Here is a 14,881-nt window from a genome sequence, read left to right on the forward strand (position 1 = left end):
CCGCCCCTGCCGCCCCTGCCGCCCGGGTTCGGCCCCAACTCCGAACCAATTCGACGGAGATTTTGCTCAAACCCGGCCCGATACATCCGTTTCCGCTCCAAATCGGCAAAATCTCCGTTGAATTCGTCAGGGACCGCGCCTACCGCCAGGGACCGCGCCTACCGGGCGGTGGCGGCTGTGTCCGGTACCGTTACTGGGGGCGGCGCGCCGGGCAGCCGCGACCCGAGTCAGCGGCGAAAGGGGGCGAAACCGTGTATCTGAAAAGCCTCACGCTCAAAGGCTTCAAATCCTTCGCCCACCCCACCACGTTCGCCTTCGAACCCGGCGTCACCTGCGTGGTCGGGCCCAACGGCTCGGGCAAGTCCAACGTCGTCGACGCACTCGCCTGGGTGATGGGCGAGCAGGGCGCGAAGACCCTTCGCGGCGGCAAGATGGAAGACGTCATTTTCGCCGGCACGTCCACCAAGGGCCCGCTCGGCCGGGCGGCCGTGACGCTGACCATCGACAACACGGATGGCGCGCTACCGATCGACTACACCGAGGTCACCATCTCCCGCACCCTCTTTCGCAACGGTGCGAGTGAGTATGCGATCAACGGGCGCACCTGCCGCCTGCTCGACGTGCAGGAGTTGCTCAGCGACTCCGGCCTCGGCCGGGAGATGCACGTGATCGTGGGGCAGGGGCAGCTCGACGCCGTGCTGCGCGCCAGCCCCGAGGAGCGCCGCGGGTTCATCGAGGAGGCCGCCGGCATTCTCAAGCACCGTCGGCGCAAGGAGAAGACCCTCCGCAAGCTCGACGGCATGCAGGCCAACCTCACCCGGCTCAGCGACCTTGCCGGGGAGATCCGTCGGCAGCTCAAACCGCTCGGACGCCAGGCCGACATCGCCCGCGAGGCGCAGATCATCGCCGCCGTCGCCCGCGACGCCCGGGCCCGGCTCCTCGCCGACGACGTGGTCACGCTGCGTATCGCGCTCGACGCGCACGGCCGCACCGAGAGCGAGCGGCACGCCGAACGACTCGTGCTGACCGAACAGCTCGAGACCCGGCAGCGGCGCCTGCGCCGACTCGAGCAAGAGCAGATCGGCGACGCCGTCGACCGGGCCCGGCGCACGAACTTCGGCCTGGAATCCGTGCAGGAGCGCCTGCGCGGCCTCTACACCCTCGCCAACCAGCGGCTGGCCCTGCTCGGCTCGCAGGCCGAGTCCGTGGACGCCGGCCCCAGCGTGACCACGGCGATGCTGACGGATGCCGCCGCCGAGATCGACGCGCTGCGTAGCCGCATCGACGTGGCCGACTCCACCTGGGCTGCCGCCCGCGCGGCCACCGAGGAGGCCCGGGGCCGGCTCGACGCGCTCGACGAACAGATCGCCGCCCAGGCCGTGCTGGTCTCCCGGCACGACCTCCACCTCTCCCAGCTGACGGGGCAGGCCGAGACCGCCGCGGGCCGCCTGGCCTCCGTGCGCGGCGAGGTGCTGCGGCAGCAGAACGCCCTCAATGCCGCCCGTGGCCGGGTCGACACGGCTGAGGCACACCTCGCCGGACTCGCCGCGGACGCCGCGGCGCTCGACGCGGCCGCCGTCGACGCCGGCGAGAGCCACCCGGCCGAGGCTGCCGCCGCGGCCCGGTCTGCCGTCGCCCAGGCGGAGGTCGAGGTCGAACGCCTGCGCGACGAACTGCACCTCGGCGAACGCGAACGGGACGCCCTCGCCGCCCGCGCGGGGGCACTGTCCCTCGCCCTGGACCATAAGGACGGCTCGGCGGCCCTGCTCGCTGCGGCCCCGGCGGGCATCCGTGGTCTGGTGGCCGAGCATGTGCGCGTGCGGCCCGGCTACGAGGCCGCCATCGCCGCCGCCCTCGGCTCCCTCGCCGACGCCGTGCTCGCCGACACCTGGAGCGCGGCCGTCGACGCCATCGTGCGCGCCCGCGCCGACGATCTCGGCCGGGTCGAACTTATCGTGGCCGGCACGATCGACGAAGACGCCAGGGCCGACGCCCCGCCCGCAGACGCGACCGGCGATGCGACGGCCGGCACGATCGACGCCGACGCGCCCGGTGACGGCACGACGGATACCGGCATGTCAGGTATTGGCACGTCGGGTACCGGCACGACGGATGTCCTCGCACCCGACACCCGGCCAGACCTCACCATGCAGCCCGGGCTGCTCTGGGCCGAATCGGTGATCGACGCGCCACCCGGGGTGCTCGGTCTGCTCCGGCGTACGGTGATCGCCGACGACCTCGACGCCGCCCGAGCCGCCGTGGACCGATTCGGACCCCGATCCGAGGAAGTGGAGACCGTTGGCGTGGAGACCGTTGGCGTGGCGACCGCCGGGCGCGCAGCCCTGTCGATCACCGTCATCACCCGGGCCGGAGACGTATTCAGCGACACCGTGCTGTGCGGTGGTTCCGGGGCCCGGCGCAGCCGCCTCGAGCTCATCGCCGACCGCGATGCGGCCGCCGACTCGCTCGCTGCGGTGCGCACCCGGCTCGAGCAGGTCGTCGCCGACCTCGCCGAGGCCCGCGTCGTGCTGTCCGCCCGCAAGACCCAGGCCCAGGCGGCCACCGCCCGGGTGCGGGCGTTCGAGTCCCGCACGACCGTGCAGGCCGAGAAGACCAACCGGGCCACCGTGCAGCTCGAGGCGGCCACCGCCGAACTGAGTCGGCTCTCCGCCGCCCTCCTGCTGCAGGCCGAGGCCGTCGCCGCCCTCGAGGCCGCGAGCGAGATGGCCCGCACCGCGCGCGACGAACAGCGCGCCCGGCCGCGCCCGGTGCCGGATACCGGACCTCGCGACGCGCTCGTCGCCGCCCTCGAGGCCGCGCGCGAAGCCGAGGTCGAGGCCCGGCTCCAGGCCGAGACCGCCCGCGAACGCGTGCGCGCCGGGCAGGCGCGGGCCGACGCGCTCGCGAAACAGCAGACTGCCGCGCGGGCGGCGGCCGAGGAGGCAGCCCGGCGTGCGGTCATCCGTCGCCGTCAGGTGGATGCCGCCAGCCGGGTGGCCGAGGCGCTCCCGCTGGTGCTTGCCTCGGTCGACGCCTCCGCCAGCGAAGCCAGGCTGCGCCTGGCCACCGCCGAGGCGGAGCGCAGCAGCCAGAACGAGGAAATCGCAGCGCTGCGCCGGGAGGACAGCGCCCTGCGCGCCCGGTTGCAGGCCGTCACCGAGACCGTGCACGGCCTGGAACTGGCCATCTACGAGAAGAAGCTGCACCTGTCCGGGCTGCTCGAGCGCGCCGTCAGCGACCTCGGTCTGACCGAAGACGTGCTCGTGGCCGAGTACGGGCCCGACCAGCCGATCCCGGGCGCCGTCCAGAACAGCCCAGACCCGACCTCCGAAACCGTCCGCTTCGACCGGGACGACCAACAGCGCCGCCTGACCGTCGCCGAGCGCCGCTATGCCCAGCTCGGCCGAGTGAACCCGCTGGCCCTCGAGGAGTTTGCCGCGCTCGAGCAGCGGCACCGCTTCCTCACTGAGCAGCTCACCGACCTCACCAACACGCGCCGCGACCTGCTCACCATCATCGAGGAGATCGACGAGAAGATGGGTGCCATCTTCGGCAGCGCCTTCGACGACACCCAGGCGGCGTTCGCCGAGGTGTTCCCGGTGCTGTTCCCGGGCGGGAGCGGCAGCATCCGTCTCACCGATCCCGACAGCCTGCTCACGACCGGCATCGAGGTCTCGGTCAAGCCCGCCGGCAAGAAGATCGAGCGGCTCTCGCTGCTGTCGGGCGGAGAGCGCTCGCTCGCCGCCGTGGCCCTGCTGATTGCCATCTTCAAGGCCCGCCCGAGTCCGTTCTACATCATGGACGAGGTCGAGGCTGCCCTCGACGACGCCAACCTCGGCCGGCTGCTGACTATCTTCGAGGACCTGCGCGCCACCAGTCAGCTCATCGTGATCACCCACCAGAAACGCACGATGGAGATCGCGGATGCCCTTTACGGCGTCTCGATGCGCCTCGATGGGGTCTCGGCCGTGGTCGGGCAGCGCATCGCGAAGGATGACGAGCAGGCATCCTGACACGTCGCCGCTGATCGCCGCTGATCGCCGCTGTCGAGTGAAGAACGCTAGCGCAGCACGGCCAGGAGTCGCGCGCAGGCCTCGTCGACCCGGCGGCAGGCCATGCTGCAGGTGTGCCAGCCCGGATGCAGCCGGGCCATGTTCTCGCAGGCCGCGATCGATGCCCGGGCGGCCTCGCGGCAGGTTTCCAGCAGCGCGATGGTCATCAGCCCGTCCTTGCGCGCATGCCAGGACAGCAGCCGGCTCGTCGACGAACACACCTCGATGCAGTCCAGGTCGGCGAAGAAGCAGCGGGTGATGTCGCCGTTGCCCTTGATGCGGAGGCAGGCGTGCGCGCAGTCCTCGCTTACCGTCACGAGAGCGTCGCACGCCGCGATGCACCGGTTGATCCCGGTGCGCACACTCTCGGGCCCTGTGCTGACTGCCATGCCGACACCCTAGACCGGGTCCGGGCGGCTGTCGGGGGGGCTTGCACATTCCTGCTCGTTTTCGGGTGGTCGTTCCAGGACCGAAAGTCCCTCAGAACAACACCCTCACACCGGGCTGAGGGTCTCCGGCGTGTCCGGGCGCTGCACATCGACGAATCCGAGGGCAACGATCGGCTCCGGCCGCGCGGCCGCCAGCGTACGCATCAGGCTGCCGACCGCCGCCGGGCCGTGCGGGAAGGACGTGCCGTGATGTGGACGATGCCGACACAAGAGGATGAGGTCTGGGCCGTCACCCCGTCACCCCGTCATTCTGCCGGGTCGGGTCGCTCGTGTGACGGCACGAATCGCACGAACGAGCGTTATCGGGGCGGTGCCGCTCCCGGTCCGCACCATCGGTTCGGAGGTCCACCGCTCGGTACGCGCCGGCTGCGCCGCTTCGCACGAGGCACACCTGGGGCGCAGCGGCGCAGATACCGCGCGAGCCATAGGCTGTAGGTATGGCAGAACGCACCCCCTGGTCTCTCTCCGGCGCACTGCGCGGCATGTTCGCGAAGAAGCTCATCGACGCCGAAACCTGGGAAGACCTCGAAGACGCGCTCATCCAGGCCGACTTCGGTCCCAGCATCACGGAGGCGGTCGTGGCCGACCTGCGGGCCAAGGTTGCCAGGTACAACACGACCGACCCGACCGACCTGCAACGGATGCTGCGCGAAGGCCTCGAGGAACGGCTCTCCAAGCTCGACTCCACCCTCAACCTCAGCGCGCGGCCTGCCGTCGTGCTCGTCGTCGGCGTCAACGGCGTCGGTAAGACCACCACGATCGGCAAATTCGCGAAGTTCCTGCGCACCTACAACCGCAGCGTGCTGATCGGGGCGGCAGACACGTTCCGTGCGGCCGCCGTGGAACAGCTGGCAACCTGGGCCGAACGGGCGGGCGCCGACATCGTGCGGCCGCAGGCCCACGGCCAGGACCCGGCATCCGTCGCCTTCCAGACCGTCGAGCGGGCCATGAAAGACGGCACGGAGATCGTGATCATCGACACCGCCGGGCGGCTGCAGACCAAGGGCGGCCTGATGGACGAGCTCACCAAGATCCGCAAGGTGATCGAGAAGCAGACCCCGATCGCCGAGGTGCTCCTCGTGCTCGACGCGACGACCGGCCAGAACGGACTGGCCCAGGCCGAGGCCTTCATCCAGCATGCCGGCGTGACCGGGCTCGTGCTCACCAAACTGGACGGATCCGCCAAGGGCGGCTTCGTGCTCGCCGTGCAGGAGAAGACCGGCATCCCGATCAAGCTCGTGGGCCAGGGCGAGGGCATCAACGACCTCACCGGTTTCACGCCGCACGTTTTCGCACAAAAACTCGTCGGATAGGACAGTCATGACCATCGAACACGATTTCTTCGGAATTCTCGGCAGTGACGATGCTGGCGAGGTCTACTGGTCGGATTCGGCCGAACTGGGCGACCAGGACGTGCAGATCGACCTCAGCTCCCCCGACGAGGAGTCCGTCTCGGCCGAAGCGCTCGACATTGCGGCGGCCATGGTCAACGACATCGAGGGACTCGATTCGCAGGCCCGCGAATCGCTCGTGGCCGACCTCAGCAAGGAGGGCTCGGTGACGGGCGCATACATCACGACCGAACTCGACGAAATGGATCCCGAGGTTCTCGACGACGCCCTGATCTGGGATTCGGGCGACAAACAAATCGATTTTCTGCGCTCCATCCAGCTGCAGCGGATCGGTTTCCACCCGCACCACTTCCGTAGCGAGGAGCACTTCGCGGTGCTCGAGTACTCGATCAGCCCCGATGACACCGACGCCCTGCTCGTGGTCACGATCGACGTGCACGGCGACCCCGTGCTGATCGCCGTCGAGCAGTAGCGCAGCAGTCCGGTCGGACGTCGGTGCTCCCTACTGGATGGTGCCCTTGGCCGGGTCGCCGAACGGCACGTTCTGCAGCACCTTGACGTCCGTGGGGGCGGCCAGTGCGTCATCGGTGAGCGCACCAAGTTCGGTGATTCCCGCGCCGGTCGCGTGCACCGCGAGGTCGGCGACGCTGGCCCAGCGCTCGACCATGACCACCAGGTCACCGTCGGTGTGCGCGGCATACAGTTCGCAGCCGGTCTCGGCGTGCACCATGGGGGAGACCACGGCGAACGCGTCCAGGAGCTCCTGGCTGCGACCGGGCTTCGGGGTGAGTACGGCGACGACGACAACGGACATGGTGACTCCTGGCTTCGGATGCGGTTTGCGCACCCGAACAAACGTAGGCTCCGCGACCGGTTAAACTAAACGCATTATGGCTACTTTTGGAAACCTCTCAGATCGCCTGGCCGAGACGTTCAAGAATCTCCGCACCAAGGGCAAGCTCAGCGCGGCGGATGTCGACGGCACCGTGCGCGAGATCCGGCGCGCACTGCTCGACGCCGACGTCGCCCTCGAGGTGGTCAAGGACTTCACCGGCAAGGTGCGCGAGCGTGCCCTCGGCGACGAGGTCAGCAAGGCGCTGAACCCGGCCCAACAGGTCGTCAAGATCGTCAACGAGGAGCTCGTCGAGATCCTCGGCGGTCAGCAGCGCCGACTCGAATTCGCCAAGAAGCCGCCGACCATCATCATGCTCGCCGGCCTCCAGGGTGCCGGTAAGACCACCCTCGCCGGCAAGCTCGCGAAGTGGCTCGCGAAAGACGGCCACACCCCGATCCTGGTCGCGGCCGACCTGCAGCGCCCGAACGCGGTCACCCAGCTCGAGGTCGTCGGCGCCCAGGCGGGCGTGCCCGTCTACGCGCCCGAGCCCGGCAACGGCGTCGGCAACCCGGTCAAGGTCGCCCGCGACGGCGTCAAGTACGCGCAGCAGAAGATGCACGACGTGGTCATCGTCGACACCGCCGGACGCCTCGGCGTCGACGCGGAGATGATGAAGCAGGCCGCGGACATCCGCACGGCCATCGACCCCGACGAAGTGCTCTTCGTGATCGACGCCATGATCGGCCAGGACGCGGTGGCCACCGCCAAGGCGTTCCAGGACGGCGTCGACTTCACCGGCGTGGTGCTCTCCAAGCTCGACGGCGACGCGCGCGGCGGTGCGGCCCTGTCCGTGGCCTCGATCACCGGCCGTCCGATCATGTTCGCGTCGACCGGTGAGAGCCTCGACGACTTCGAGCCGTTCCACCCCGACCGCATGGCCAGCCGCATCCTCGACCTCGGTGACATCCTCACCCTGATCGAGCAGGCGCAGGGTGCCTTCGACGAAGACGAAGCACGCAAGATGGCGGAGAAGTTCTCCACCGACAGTTTCACCCTCGACGACTTCCTCGGGCAGATGCAGCAGCTGCGCAACATGGGTTCGATCAAGAAGATGATGAGCATGCTCCCCGGCGCCGGCGCCATGAAGCAGCAGCTCGAGAACTTCGACGAGCGCGAGATCGTGCGCACCGAGGCCATCATCCAGTCGATGACCAAGGCCGAGCGCACCACCCCGAAGCTGTTGAACGGATCCCGTCGGCTGCGCATCGCCCGCGGCGCCGGATCGACCGTGACCGAGGTCAACCAGCTCGTGTCCCGGTTCGAGCAGGCCGCCAAGATGATGAAGACGGTCGCCAAGGGCGGCATGCCCAACATCCCCGGCATGGGCCCGGTCCCCGGCGGCATGGGCGGCGGCGGCCGTGGCAAGCCGCAGCCCAAGAAGAAGGGCTCGAAGTCAGGCAACCCGGCCAAGCGCGCGGCGGAGAACCTGGCGATCGCGTCCGGTGAGAAGCCCGCTGGCGCGGGCCCCGGTGCGGGCGGCGGCACGGGCTTCGGCCTCGGCGGCGCCAGGAAGGCGGGCGGTCCCACCGAAGACGAGATGGCCGCCCTGCAGAAGATGCTCGGTCGGTGACACTGCGCCGCAAACGCTGAGCCGCTGACTGCGCTGCGGATGCCCCCGGCCGCCGGTTTAGGATGAGCGCATGACCTCCTCCACGCCTTCCCCCAGGGCCGACCGAGTGCGTATCGGTGTGCAAATCGCCCCGCAGCACGCCCTCTATCCGAAGATCCGAGTGACCGTGGCGGAGGTCGAGGCCCTGGGCACGGACATCGCGTTCGACTGGGACCATTTCTTTCCGCTCTCCGGCGAGAAGAACGGCCTCCACTTCGAGTCTTGGACGCTCCTCGCGGCCTGGGCGGAGCAGACCTCCACCATCGAGCTGGGCGCGCTGGTCAACTGCAACGGCTACCGCAACCCCGACCTGCAGGCCGACATGGCGCGCACCATCGACCACATCAGCGGCGGCCGGTTCATCTTCGGCACCGGCTCCGGCTGGTTCGAGCGCGACTACGACGAGTATGGCTTCGAGTTCGGCACCGCGGGCACCCGCCTGGACGCCCTCGAAGCCGACCTCCCGCGGATCGAGGCGCGCTGGGCGAAGCTGAACCCGCCGCCCCTGCGCGACATCCCGGTGCTGATCGGCGGCGGGGGCGAGAAGAAGACCCTCCGGATCGTGGCGAGACATGCGGACATCTGGCATTCGTTTTCCACTCCCGCGGTGCTCGAGCACAAGCTCGGCGTGCTCTCGAAGTGGTGTGACACGGTGGGCCGGGACCTCTCCGAGATCGAGATCTCCACCGAGCTGCGGGCCCGCACCGTGACCGAGGCCGACGAGCTCTACGACCTAGGCGCCCGCCTGTTCACCCTTGGGCTGTCCGGCCCGCACTACGACCTGGCCTCGCTCACTGACTGGCTCGCCTGGCGTGATACAAAAAACGCGCTTGAGACGGGCTGCACCCGAGATGCGTGAGTCCTAATCGAGTGGTGGTATCGCTCCCGGAAGGTCAGTCCTGCCCGCACCATGTGGACGCTGATCACCACAGGCGGAACGCCGGCTTCGGTGGTGAACCAATTCGACGGAGATTTTGGTGTGAAACGGGTTTTTCGGTGTGTGACGGGCCGATTCCGCCAAAATCGCCGTCGAATTCGTTGGGGACGGAGTTGCTGCAGGGCCGCGGACCCGAGAGACACGGTGGCCGGAACGCACTCACATCCCGCGTCACGGTCCACTGCCTGCCTGCGTCGACATCACGAACACCCGGCTCGGAACCCCCAAGCCGCGATCCCGCATCGTCCACGGCCATGAGGGCTCAGTCAGCTATGCGGGGAGGCCCGTGCGGAGTTCGCGGGTCAGCGACTTCACGACGGCCGGCAGGCTGCCGCCGTGCGCCTCGGCGACGCGCAGCTGCCGCTGGTAGCTCGCACCCGCGGTGATGATCCGGTTCAGGCTCTGCAGCTCGTCCAGGCAGCCCAGACGCTCGGCGACGGGGGAGAGGATGCCGATCAGCCGGCGCACATCGTCGGTCACCAGGCTTTCGGCGCCCGCGGCATCCGTGATGATCTCGGCGTCCAGGCCGTAGCGAGCGGCCCGCCATTTGTTCTCACGAACGAACCACGGCTGCATCGGCCCGACCGTCTCGCCGGCGTCGAGACGCCCAGACATCCAGTCGACCAGGCACTGGATGAACGCGGCGATGGCGCCGAGTTCCTCCGTCGTGGACACGCCGTCGCAGGCGCGCACCTCGATGGTTCCCCATCGCGGCGAAGGACGGATGTCCCAGCGCACCTCGGTCGCATCCTCGATCACCCCGGTGGCCGTCATATCGGCCACGTAGCGCTCCCAGGCCTCCCAGTCCTGCAGGATCCACGGCAGGCCGGCGGTGGGCAACTGCTGGAACATGAGGGCGCGGTTGGAGGCGTAGCCCGTGTTCACGCCGGCCCAGAACGGGCTCGACGCCGACAGGGCCTGCAGGTGCGGCAGGAAGCCGAGCAGGCCGTTCAAAATCGGGATGACCTTGGCCTTGTCCTCGATCCCCACATGCACGTGGATGCCCCAGATCATCATGTTGCGGCCCCACCACTGGGTGCGGTCGATCAACCGCTGGTAGCGGGCCTCGTCTGTAACCTTCTGGTCGAACCACTGGCTGAACGGATGCGATCCGCTAGAGATGAGTTCGACGCCCCGCGGATCCGTGATGGCGCGCACCTCGTCAACCTGGACGGCGACATCCGTGACGGCGCCCGCAACTGTATGGTGCACCCCCGACACGAGTTCGACCGTGTTCAGGAGCAATTCCCCGGTGATGTGCGGATGCGGCGTGCCGTCGGGCGCGGCCAGAGCCGTCAGCACCTCTTCGGCCAGGCAGACCAGGTCACCCGACTCGCGGTCGACGAGGGCGAGTTCCCACTCGATGCCAATGGTTGACCGTTTCGACCGGGCAAATTCGATCCCCATGCGCGGTCCTTCCGATCCTGGTTCACCCCTTCGGGCGTGGTTGTGTGACAATCCTGACACCGATTGGCGAAGCGGCGCCCCAGCCGGACGCGGGTCCGGTGATGACCGCGCCGCCCAGCCGGTCGATTATCAGAAAGTCGTCGATGTCTGACAGAATGGTTAGTCGAGTTCTCTTGCGTCCGACCCTCTACTCAGGCGCAGGAAAAAACCTTATTGAGCTTGTGCCGAGTGTGCCCCCACGCTCACGGCCCTCAGTTCGCCAAAAATCAAATACACAGGAGAATTGTGGCTGTCAAAATTCGTTTGAAGCGCATGGGCAAGATCCGTGCACCGTACTACCGCATCGTCGTTGCCGACGCGCGCACCAAGCGCGATGGTCGTGTCATCGAAGAGATCGGCATCTACCACCCCACGCAGGAGCCCTCCGTCATCGAGGTCAAGTCCGAGCGTGCCCTGTACTGGCTGGGCGTTGGAGCACAGCCGACAGAGCAGGTTGAGGCTCTCCTCAAGCTGACCGGCGACTGGGGCATCTTCAAGGGTGACAAGAACGCCGTCAGTACCGTGAAGTTCAAGGAGCCGAAGGCTCCGTTCGTCGCCGACGAGAAGAAGAAGCCGGTTCTGAAGCCGAAGGCCGTCAAGCCTGTGGCCAAGGAAGAGGCACCCAAGGAGACCGAGGCTGCCGCGGAGGCAACCGAAGAGGACAAGGCGTAATTTTGCTCGCTCCCGCGCTCGAGCATCTTGTCAAGGGGATCGTCGATCACCCGGACGATGTGCATGTTGTGACCCAGACGTCCCCACGGGGCGAGGTTCTCGAGGTTCGTGTGAGCCCCGAAGACCTCGGCCGCGTGATCGGGCGTTCCGGGCGCACCGCCAAGGCACTGCGCACCCTCGTGGCCGCGCTGGCCGACGGCCGGCGCGTGCGCGTTGACGTCGTCGACACCGATTTCTGAACTGGTAAATGAGTAGTTGGATATGAGTTCGGTGAACGACAGTACGACTCCGCGCAGCCAGTTGAGGGTGGGGCGCCTGACCAAGGCGCACGGTCTCAAGGGCGCGATCAAGCTGGAATTGTTCACGGATGACCCGGGACGTCGTTTCGTCCCGGGCGCCGTGTTCACCCTGCAGGTGCCCACGGGTTCACCCTGGCACGGCAAGAAAATCGAGCTCGTCGAGCTCCGCTGGTACAACCAGCACGCGGTCGGCTTCTTCAAGGATGTCCCCGACCGTGAAGCGGCCGAAGCCCTCGCCAAGGCGATCCTCTGGATCGACCAAGACGACGCGGAACAGTCCGGCGAAGAAGACGCCTGGTACGACCACCAGTTGATCGGCCTCTCCGTCGTGCGCGACGGCGTCCAGATCGGAACCATCGCGCGGCTGGAGCACCTTCCCGCGCAGGACCTGTTGATCGTGAAGACCCCCGCCGCCGAGGTCATGATCCCATTCGTGAAGGCCATCGTGCCCTCCGTCGACATCACGACCGGCATCGTCACCATCACCCCGCCTCCCGGCTTGCTCGAAGAGCTCCCGGAGGAACCGGACGACGACGATGACAACGTCGACAATAGTGACAACACCGCAGCCACGGCTGCCCCCGAAACTGAATCAGAACCCCAGGCCGAGGTTGACGGAGCCCCCGGCCGGAGCTGAAACACCTCCTCGGGGAGAGGCGCGCCGCGCCCGACCGGCTCCCCACCTCGTCACGACGCGGCAGACCTCTTATTGGAGCACCGTCGCATGTCGTACGTTAAACCGAGCCAACTCGTCGATGACATCACTCACTCCGGCATGCTTAAAACGCAACTGACCCTGGGGCAAATGGTGATGCGGGGTGCGCTTGCCGGGGCGATTCTCGGAGCGGCCACGACCGTCGCCTTAACCGCCACGGCCCAGACCGGGCTGCCGATCGTCGGGGCCGTGCTCTTCCCGGTCGGATTCGCGATGATCCTGCTATTGGGCCTCGAGCTGGTCACCGGTAGCTTCGCCCTTGTCCCGCTTGCGATCATGGAAAGGCGCACGACGGTCACCCGGGGACTCAGGAACTTCTTCGTGGTCATTCTCGCCCACCTCTTCGGGGCCGGACTGTACGCCTTCCTCTACACGACGTCGATCACTTACTTGGGCACGGACATGTCCGACCCGATGGTCCAGGCCATCATCGACCTCGCCGAGCACAAGGTGCTGCCCTACGAGGCGGTCGGTGCCGGCGGCATCCTTGTCGTGATCATCAAGGCCATGCTCTGCAACTGGATGGTCGCCATCGGCACCATCATGTTCTATACGTCCAAGTCCACGGGGGGCAAGATCCTCGCGATGTGGCTGCCGGTGACGACCTTCTTCAGCCTCGGCCTCGAGCACGCGATCGTCAACATGTTCGCGATCCCGGCCGGCATCATGCTCGGCGCCGACGTCACGGTCGGGCAGTGGTGGGTATGGAACCAGGCCCCGGTGCTCCTTGGCAACGTCCTGGGCGCCATCCTCTTCACCGCGCTGCCAATCTACTTCTCGCACCGTACCCATGTGAACCGCGCCCCGGCATCCGGTGAAGCAGTCGACGTCGACGCGGAGGTGGCCGCCGAGGCGACCGAGCCTGCCGAACCCACGCTCGTTCGCTCGTAGACTTCTCCCGTGCGTATCGACATCATCACGATCTTTCCGGAGTTCTTCTCCGTCCTCGACGTCTCCCTGGTTGGCAAGGCCCGGCAATCGGGGCTGATCGACCTTCGGGTGCACAACCTGCGCGACCACACCCACGACCGGCACCACTCCGTCGACGACACGCCCTACGGCGGCGGCGCCGGCATGGTGATGAAGCCGGAGCCATGGGGTGACGCGATCGACGCGATCCTCACCGACGTGCACCCGGGTGCCGAGCCGCCGGATGCGTCCGTCATGCCCGAAACGACGGCGACGGATGCCAGTCCGCTCCTGATCTTCCCGTCCCCGGCTGGGGATTTGTTCACGCAGGCCATGGCCCGGGAGTTGGCCGAGGAATCGAACCTCATCTTCGGCTGCGGACGCTACGAGGGCATCGACCAGCGGGTCTTCGACCACTTCGAGCAGGACGGCCGGGTGCGCTTGGTCAGTCTCGGCGACTACGTGCTCAACGGGGGAGAGGTGGCCGTGATGGCCATGATCGAGGCCGTCGGTCGTCTGATCCCGGGGGTCGTCGGCAACCCGGAAAGCCTTGTCGAGGAATCCCACGAGGACGGCCTCCTCGAATATCCGAGCTACACGAAGCCCGCGGCCTGGCGCGGCCTCGACGTTCCGTCGGTGTTGCTCAGTGGCAACCACGGCGCCGTCGCGGCGTGGCGGCGGGAGCAGCAATTCTTGCGCACGGCCCGGGTGCGCCCGGACCTTCTGCCGCCAGCGAACTGAGCTCGCCGGAGCAGGTCGCCCGGGTAGTCTGGTTTCGTGTTCGTACGCAGGTTCTTCTACTACTGGCAGTTCATTGCCGTCCTCGTGCTTCCGGCGTGGCTCCTGGTCGGCGCCTCCGTTTACGGCAGCGGCGGCTGGGACGTGGTCGGCAGCTTCTTCGGCGGCCTCGTGGTCGGTGTGGGCCTGCTCACCGTGAGCCTGATCTTCTTCGCCCGCACCGAGGTGCGCAGCACCCGCATGGTGTCGTGGGCCGACGTGGGCATCCTCACGCTCTGGCACGCCCTGATCGTGGGCATGGGCTTTACCTACGACGTCGCGCCGGGCCTCGCCGCGCTGGTGATCGTGGTCGGAATCGGCGCGTTCTGGTTCGCCATCTGGGAGCTGATCGCCGCCGCCCGCCGCAGCATGCGGGCCATGATGCTCCTGGTCGAGGAGACGGCGAGGGGCCCCGCGTTCCTGCCGACCGTGCCGCCCACGCTGCCGCCGACCGACGGTTTCATCCCCACGCCGGATCCCTCCGTCATCATCGTGCGCGAGCATTCACTCCGCCCGCGCGGGGAGTCGTTCGAGAAGAAGGAATCCGGGAAGAAGCACGGTCAGGCGCCGGAGGCCTGACCTTCACCCAGCTTTTGCGGGCATGGTGCGTTTCGTGACATAATCATCGCTTGTGCCGTGGCAAGCCTCTGCCACAGGGGAGCTGCAAGGTATCGGCACGAAACACACTCATTCATTTGCTGATTCGCTCGCCTCGCGTGTCGGATCGCATAAGCCGTAGTCGTCCTGTGGCGGATACAGAGAGCGAACA

General features: G+C 67.7%; 14 protein-coding genes. 11 read left to right on the forward strand and 3 right to left on the reverse strand.

The genetic code is table 11. The features are described from left to right. The first annotated feature begins 251 nt into the window (after window positions 1-251). Window positions 252-4,013, forward strand: coding sequence for an AAA family ATPase (locus E3O47_RS07320; protein WP_134419983.1), 3,762 nt, complete (start codon window positions 252-254; stop codon window positions 4,011-4,013). 47 nt (window positions 4,014-4,060) lie between these two features. Here E3O47_RS07320 and E3O47_RS07325 read toward each other — a convergent pair whose 3' ends face one another. Beyond that, complete coding sequence (locus tag E3O47_RS07325) at window positions 4,061-4,441, reverse strand: four-helix bundle copper-binding protein (protein ID WP_134342632.1); 381 nt, start codon at window positions 4,439-4,441, stop codon at window positions 4,061-4,063. A gap of 497 nt (window positions 4,442-4,938) precedes the next feature. On the opposite strand from E3O47_RS07325, the gene ftsY reads away from it, so the two are divergent. Further along, complete coding sequence (ftsY, locus tag E3O47_RS07330; RefSeq protein WP_104103088.1) at window positions 4,939-5,814, forward strand: signal recognition particle-docking protein FtsY; 876 nt, start codon at window positions 4,939-4,941, stop codon at window positions 5,812-5,814. Between the two features lie 7 nt (window positions 5,815-5,821). Continuing rightward, the gene (locus tag E3O47_RS07335) at window positions 5,822-6,325 is read left to right on the forward strand and encodes a DUF2004 domain-containing protein (protein WP_134416567.1); all 504 of its coding nucleotides are present in this window, start codon (window positions 5,822-5,824) and stop codon (window positions 6,323-6,325) included. A gap of 30 nt (window positions 6,326-6,355) precedes the next feature. Here E3O47_RS07335 and E3O47_RS07340 read toward each other — a convergent pair whose 3' ends face one another. Then, window positions 6,356-6,667: a putative quinol monooxygenase gene (locus tag E3O47_RS07340; RefSeq protein WP_134419985.1), complete on the reverse strand. Its 312-nt coding sequence runs from the start codon at window positions 6,665-6,667 to the stop codon at window positions 6,356-6,358. 76 nt (window positions 6,668-6,743) lie between these two features. Between E3O47_RS07340 and ffh the strand changes: the two genes are divergently transcribed. After that, window positions 6,744-8,318, forward strand: a complete 1,575-nt coding sequence (gene ffh, locus E3O47_RS07345; RefSeq protein ID WP_104103097.1) for a signal recognition particle protein — start codon at window positions 6,744-6,746, stop codon at window positions 8,316-8,318. A gap of 70 nt (window positions 8,319-8,388) precedes the next feature. Next, window positions 8,389-9,216 carry an LLM class F420-dependent oxidoreductase gene (locus tag E3O47_RS07350; RefSeq protein ID WP_134419987.1) on the forward strand — a complete coding sequence of 276 codons (828 nt, stop codon included), beginning with the start codon at window positions 8,389-8,391 and terminating at the stop codon, window positions 9,214-9,216. A gap of 348 nt (window positions 9,217-9,564) precedes the next feature. On the opposite strand, the gene E3O47_RS07355 is transcribed toward E3O47_RS07350, so the two are convergent. Then, the gene (locus E3O47_RS07355) at window positions 9,565-10,701 is read right to left on the reverse strand and encodes a glutamate--cysteine ligase (protein WP_134343029.1); all 1,137 of its coding nucleotides are present in this window, start codon (window positions 10,699-10,701) and stop codon (window positions 9,565-9,567) included. Window positions 10,702-10,986: 285 nt separating this feature from the next. Between E3O47_RS07355 and rpsP the strand changes: the two genes are divergently transcribed. The 6 genes from rpsP to E3O47_RS07385 all read left to right on the forward strand — a co-directional run bounded on the left by rpsP (window position 10,987) and on the right by E3O47_RS07385 (window position 14,691). Then, window positions 10,987-11,412 carry a 30S ribosomal protein S16 gene (rpsP, locus tag E3O47_RS07360; protein ID WP_104103105.1) on the forward strand — a complete coding sequence of 142 codons (426 nt, stop codon included), beginning with the start codon at window positions 10,987-10,989 and terminating at the stop codon, window positions 11,410-11,412. Window positions 11,413-11,414: 2 nt separating this feature from the next. Continuing rightward, window positions 11,415-11,651: an RNA-binding protein gene (locus E3O47_RS07365; RefSeq protein ID WP_104103108.1), complete on the forward strand. Its 237-nt coding sequence runs from the start codon at window positions 11,415-11,417 to the stop codon at window positions 11,649-11,651. A 31-nt stretch (window positions 11,652-11,682) separates the two neighbouring features. Next, the gene (gene rimM / locus E3O47_RS07370; protein ID WP_241973146.1) at window positions 11,683-12,348 is read left to right on the forward strand and encodes a ribosome maturation factor RimM; all 666 of its coding nucleotides are present in this window, start codon (window positions 11,683-11,685) and stop codon (window positions 12,346-12,348) included. Between the two features lie 87 nt (window positions 12,349-12,435). Next, entirely contained in the window at window positions 12,436-13,317 is an 882-nt protein-coding gene (locus tag E3O47_RS07375) for a formate/nitrite transporter family protein (RefSeq protein ID WP_134343031.1), read from the forward strand. 9 nt (window positions 13,318-13,326) lie between these two features. Beyond that, the gene (trmD, locus tag E3O47_RS07380; RefSeq protein ID WP_104103117.1) at window positions 13,327-14,076 is read left to right on the forward strand and encodes a tRNA (guanosine(37)-N1)-methyltransferase TrmD; all 750 of its coding nucleotides are present in this window, start codon (window positions 13,327-13,329) and stop codon (window positions 14,074-14,076) included. A 36-nt stretch (window positions 14,077-14,112) separates the two neighbouring features. Continuing rightward, window positions 14,113-14,691: an MFS transporter gene (locus tag E3O47_RS07385; RefSeq protein ID WP_134419989.1), complete on the forward strand. Its 579-nt coding sequence runs from the start codon at window positions 14,113-14,115 to the stop codon at window positions 14,689-14,691. Window positions 14,692-14,881 lie beyond the last annotated feature (190 nt).

The organism is Cryobacterium sp. TMT2-17-1 (genome assembly GCF_004402765.1).
Classification (GTDB): Bacteria; Actinomycetota; Actinomycetes; order Actinomycetales; family Microbacteriaceae; genus Cryobacterium; species Cryobacterium sandaracinum.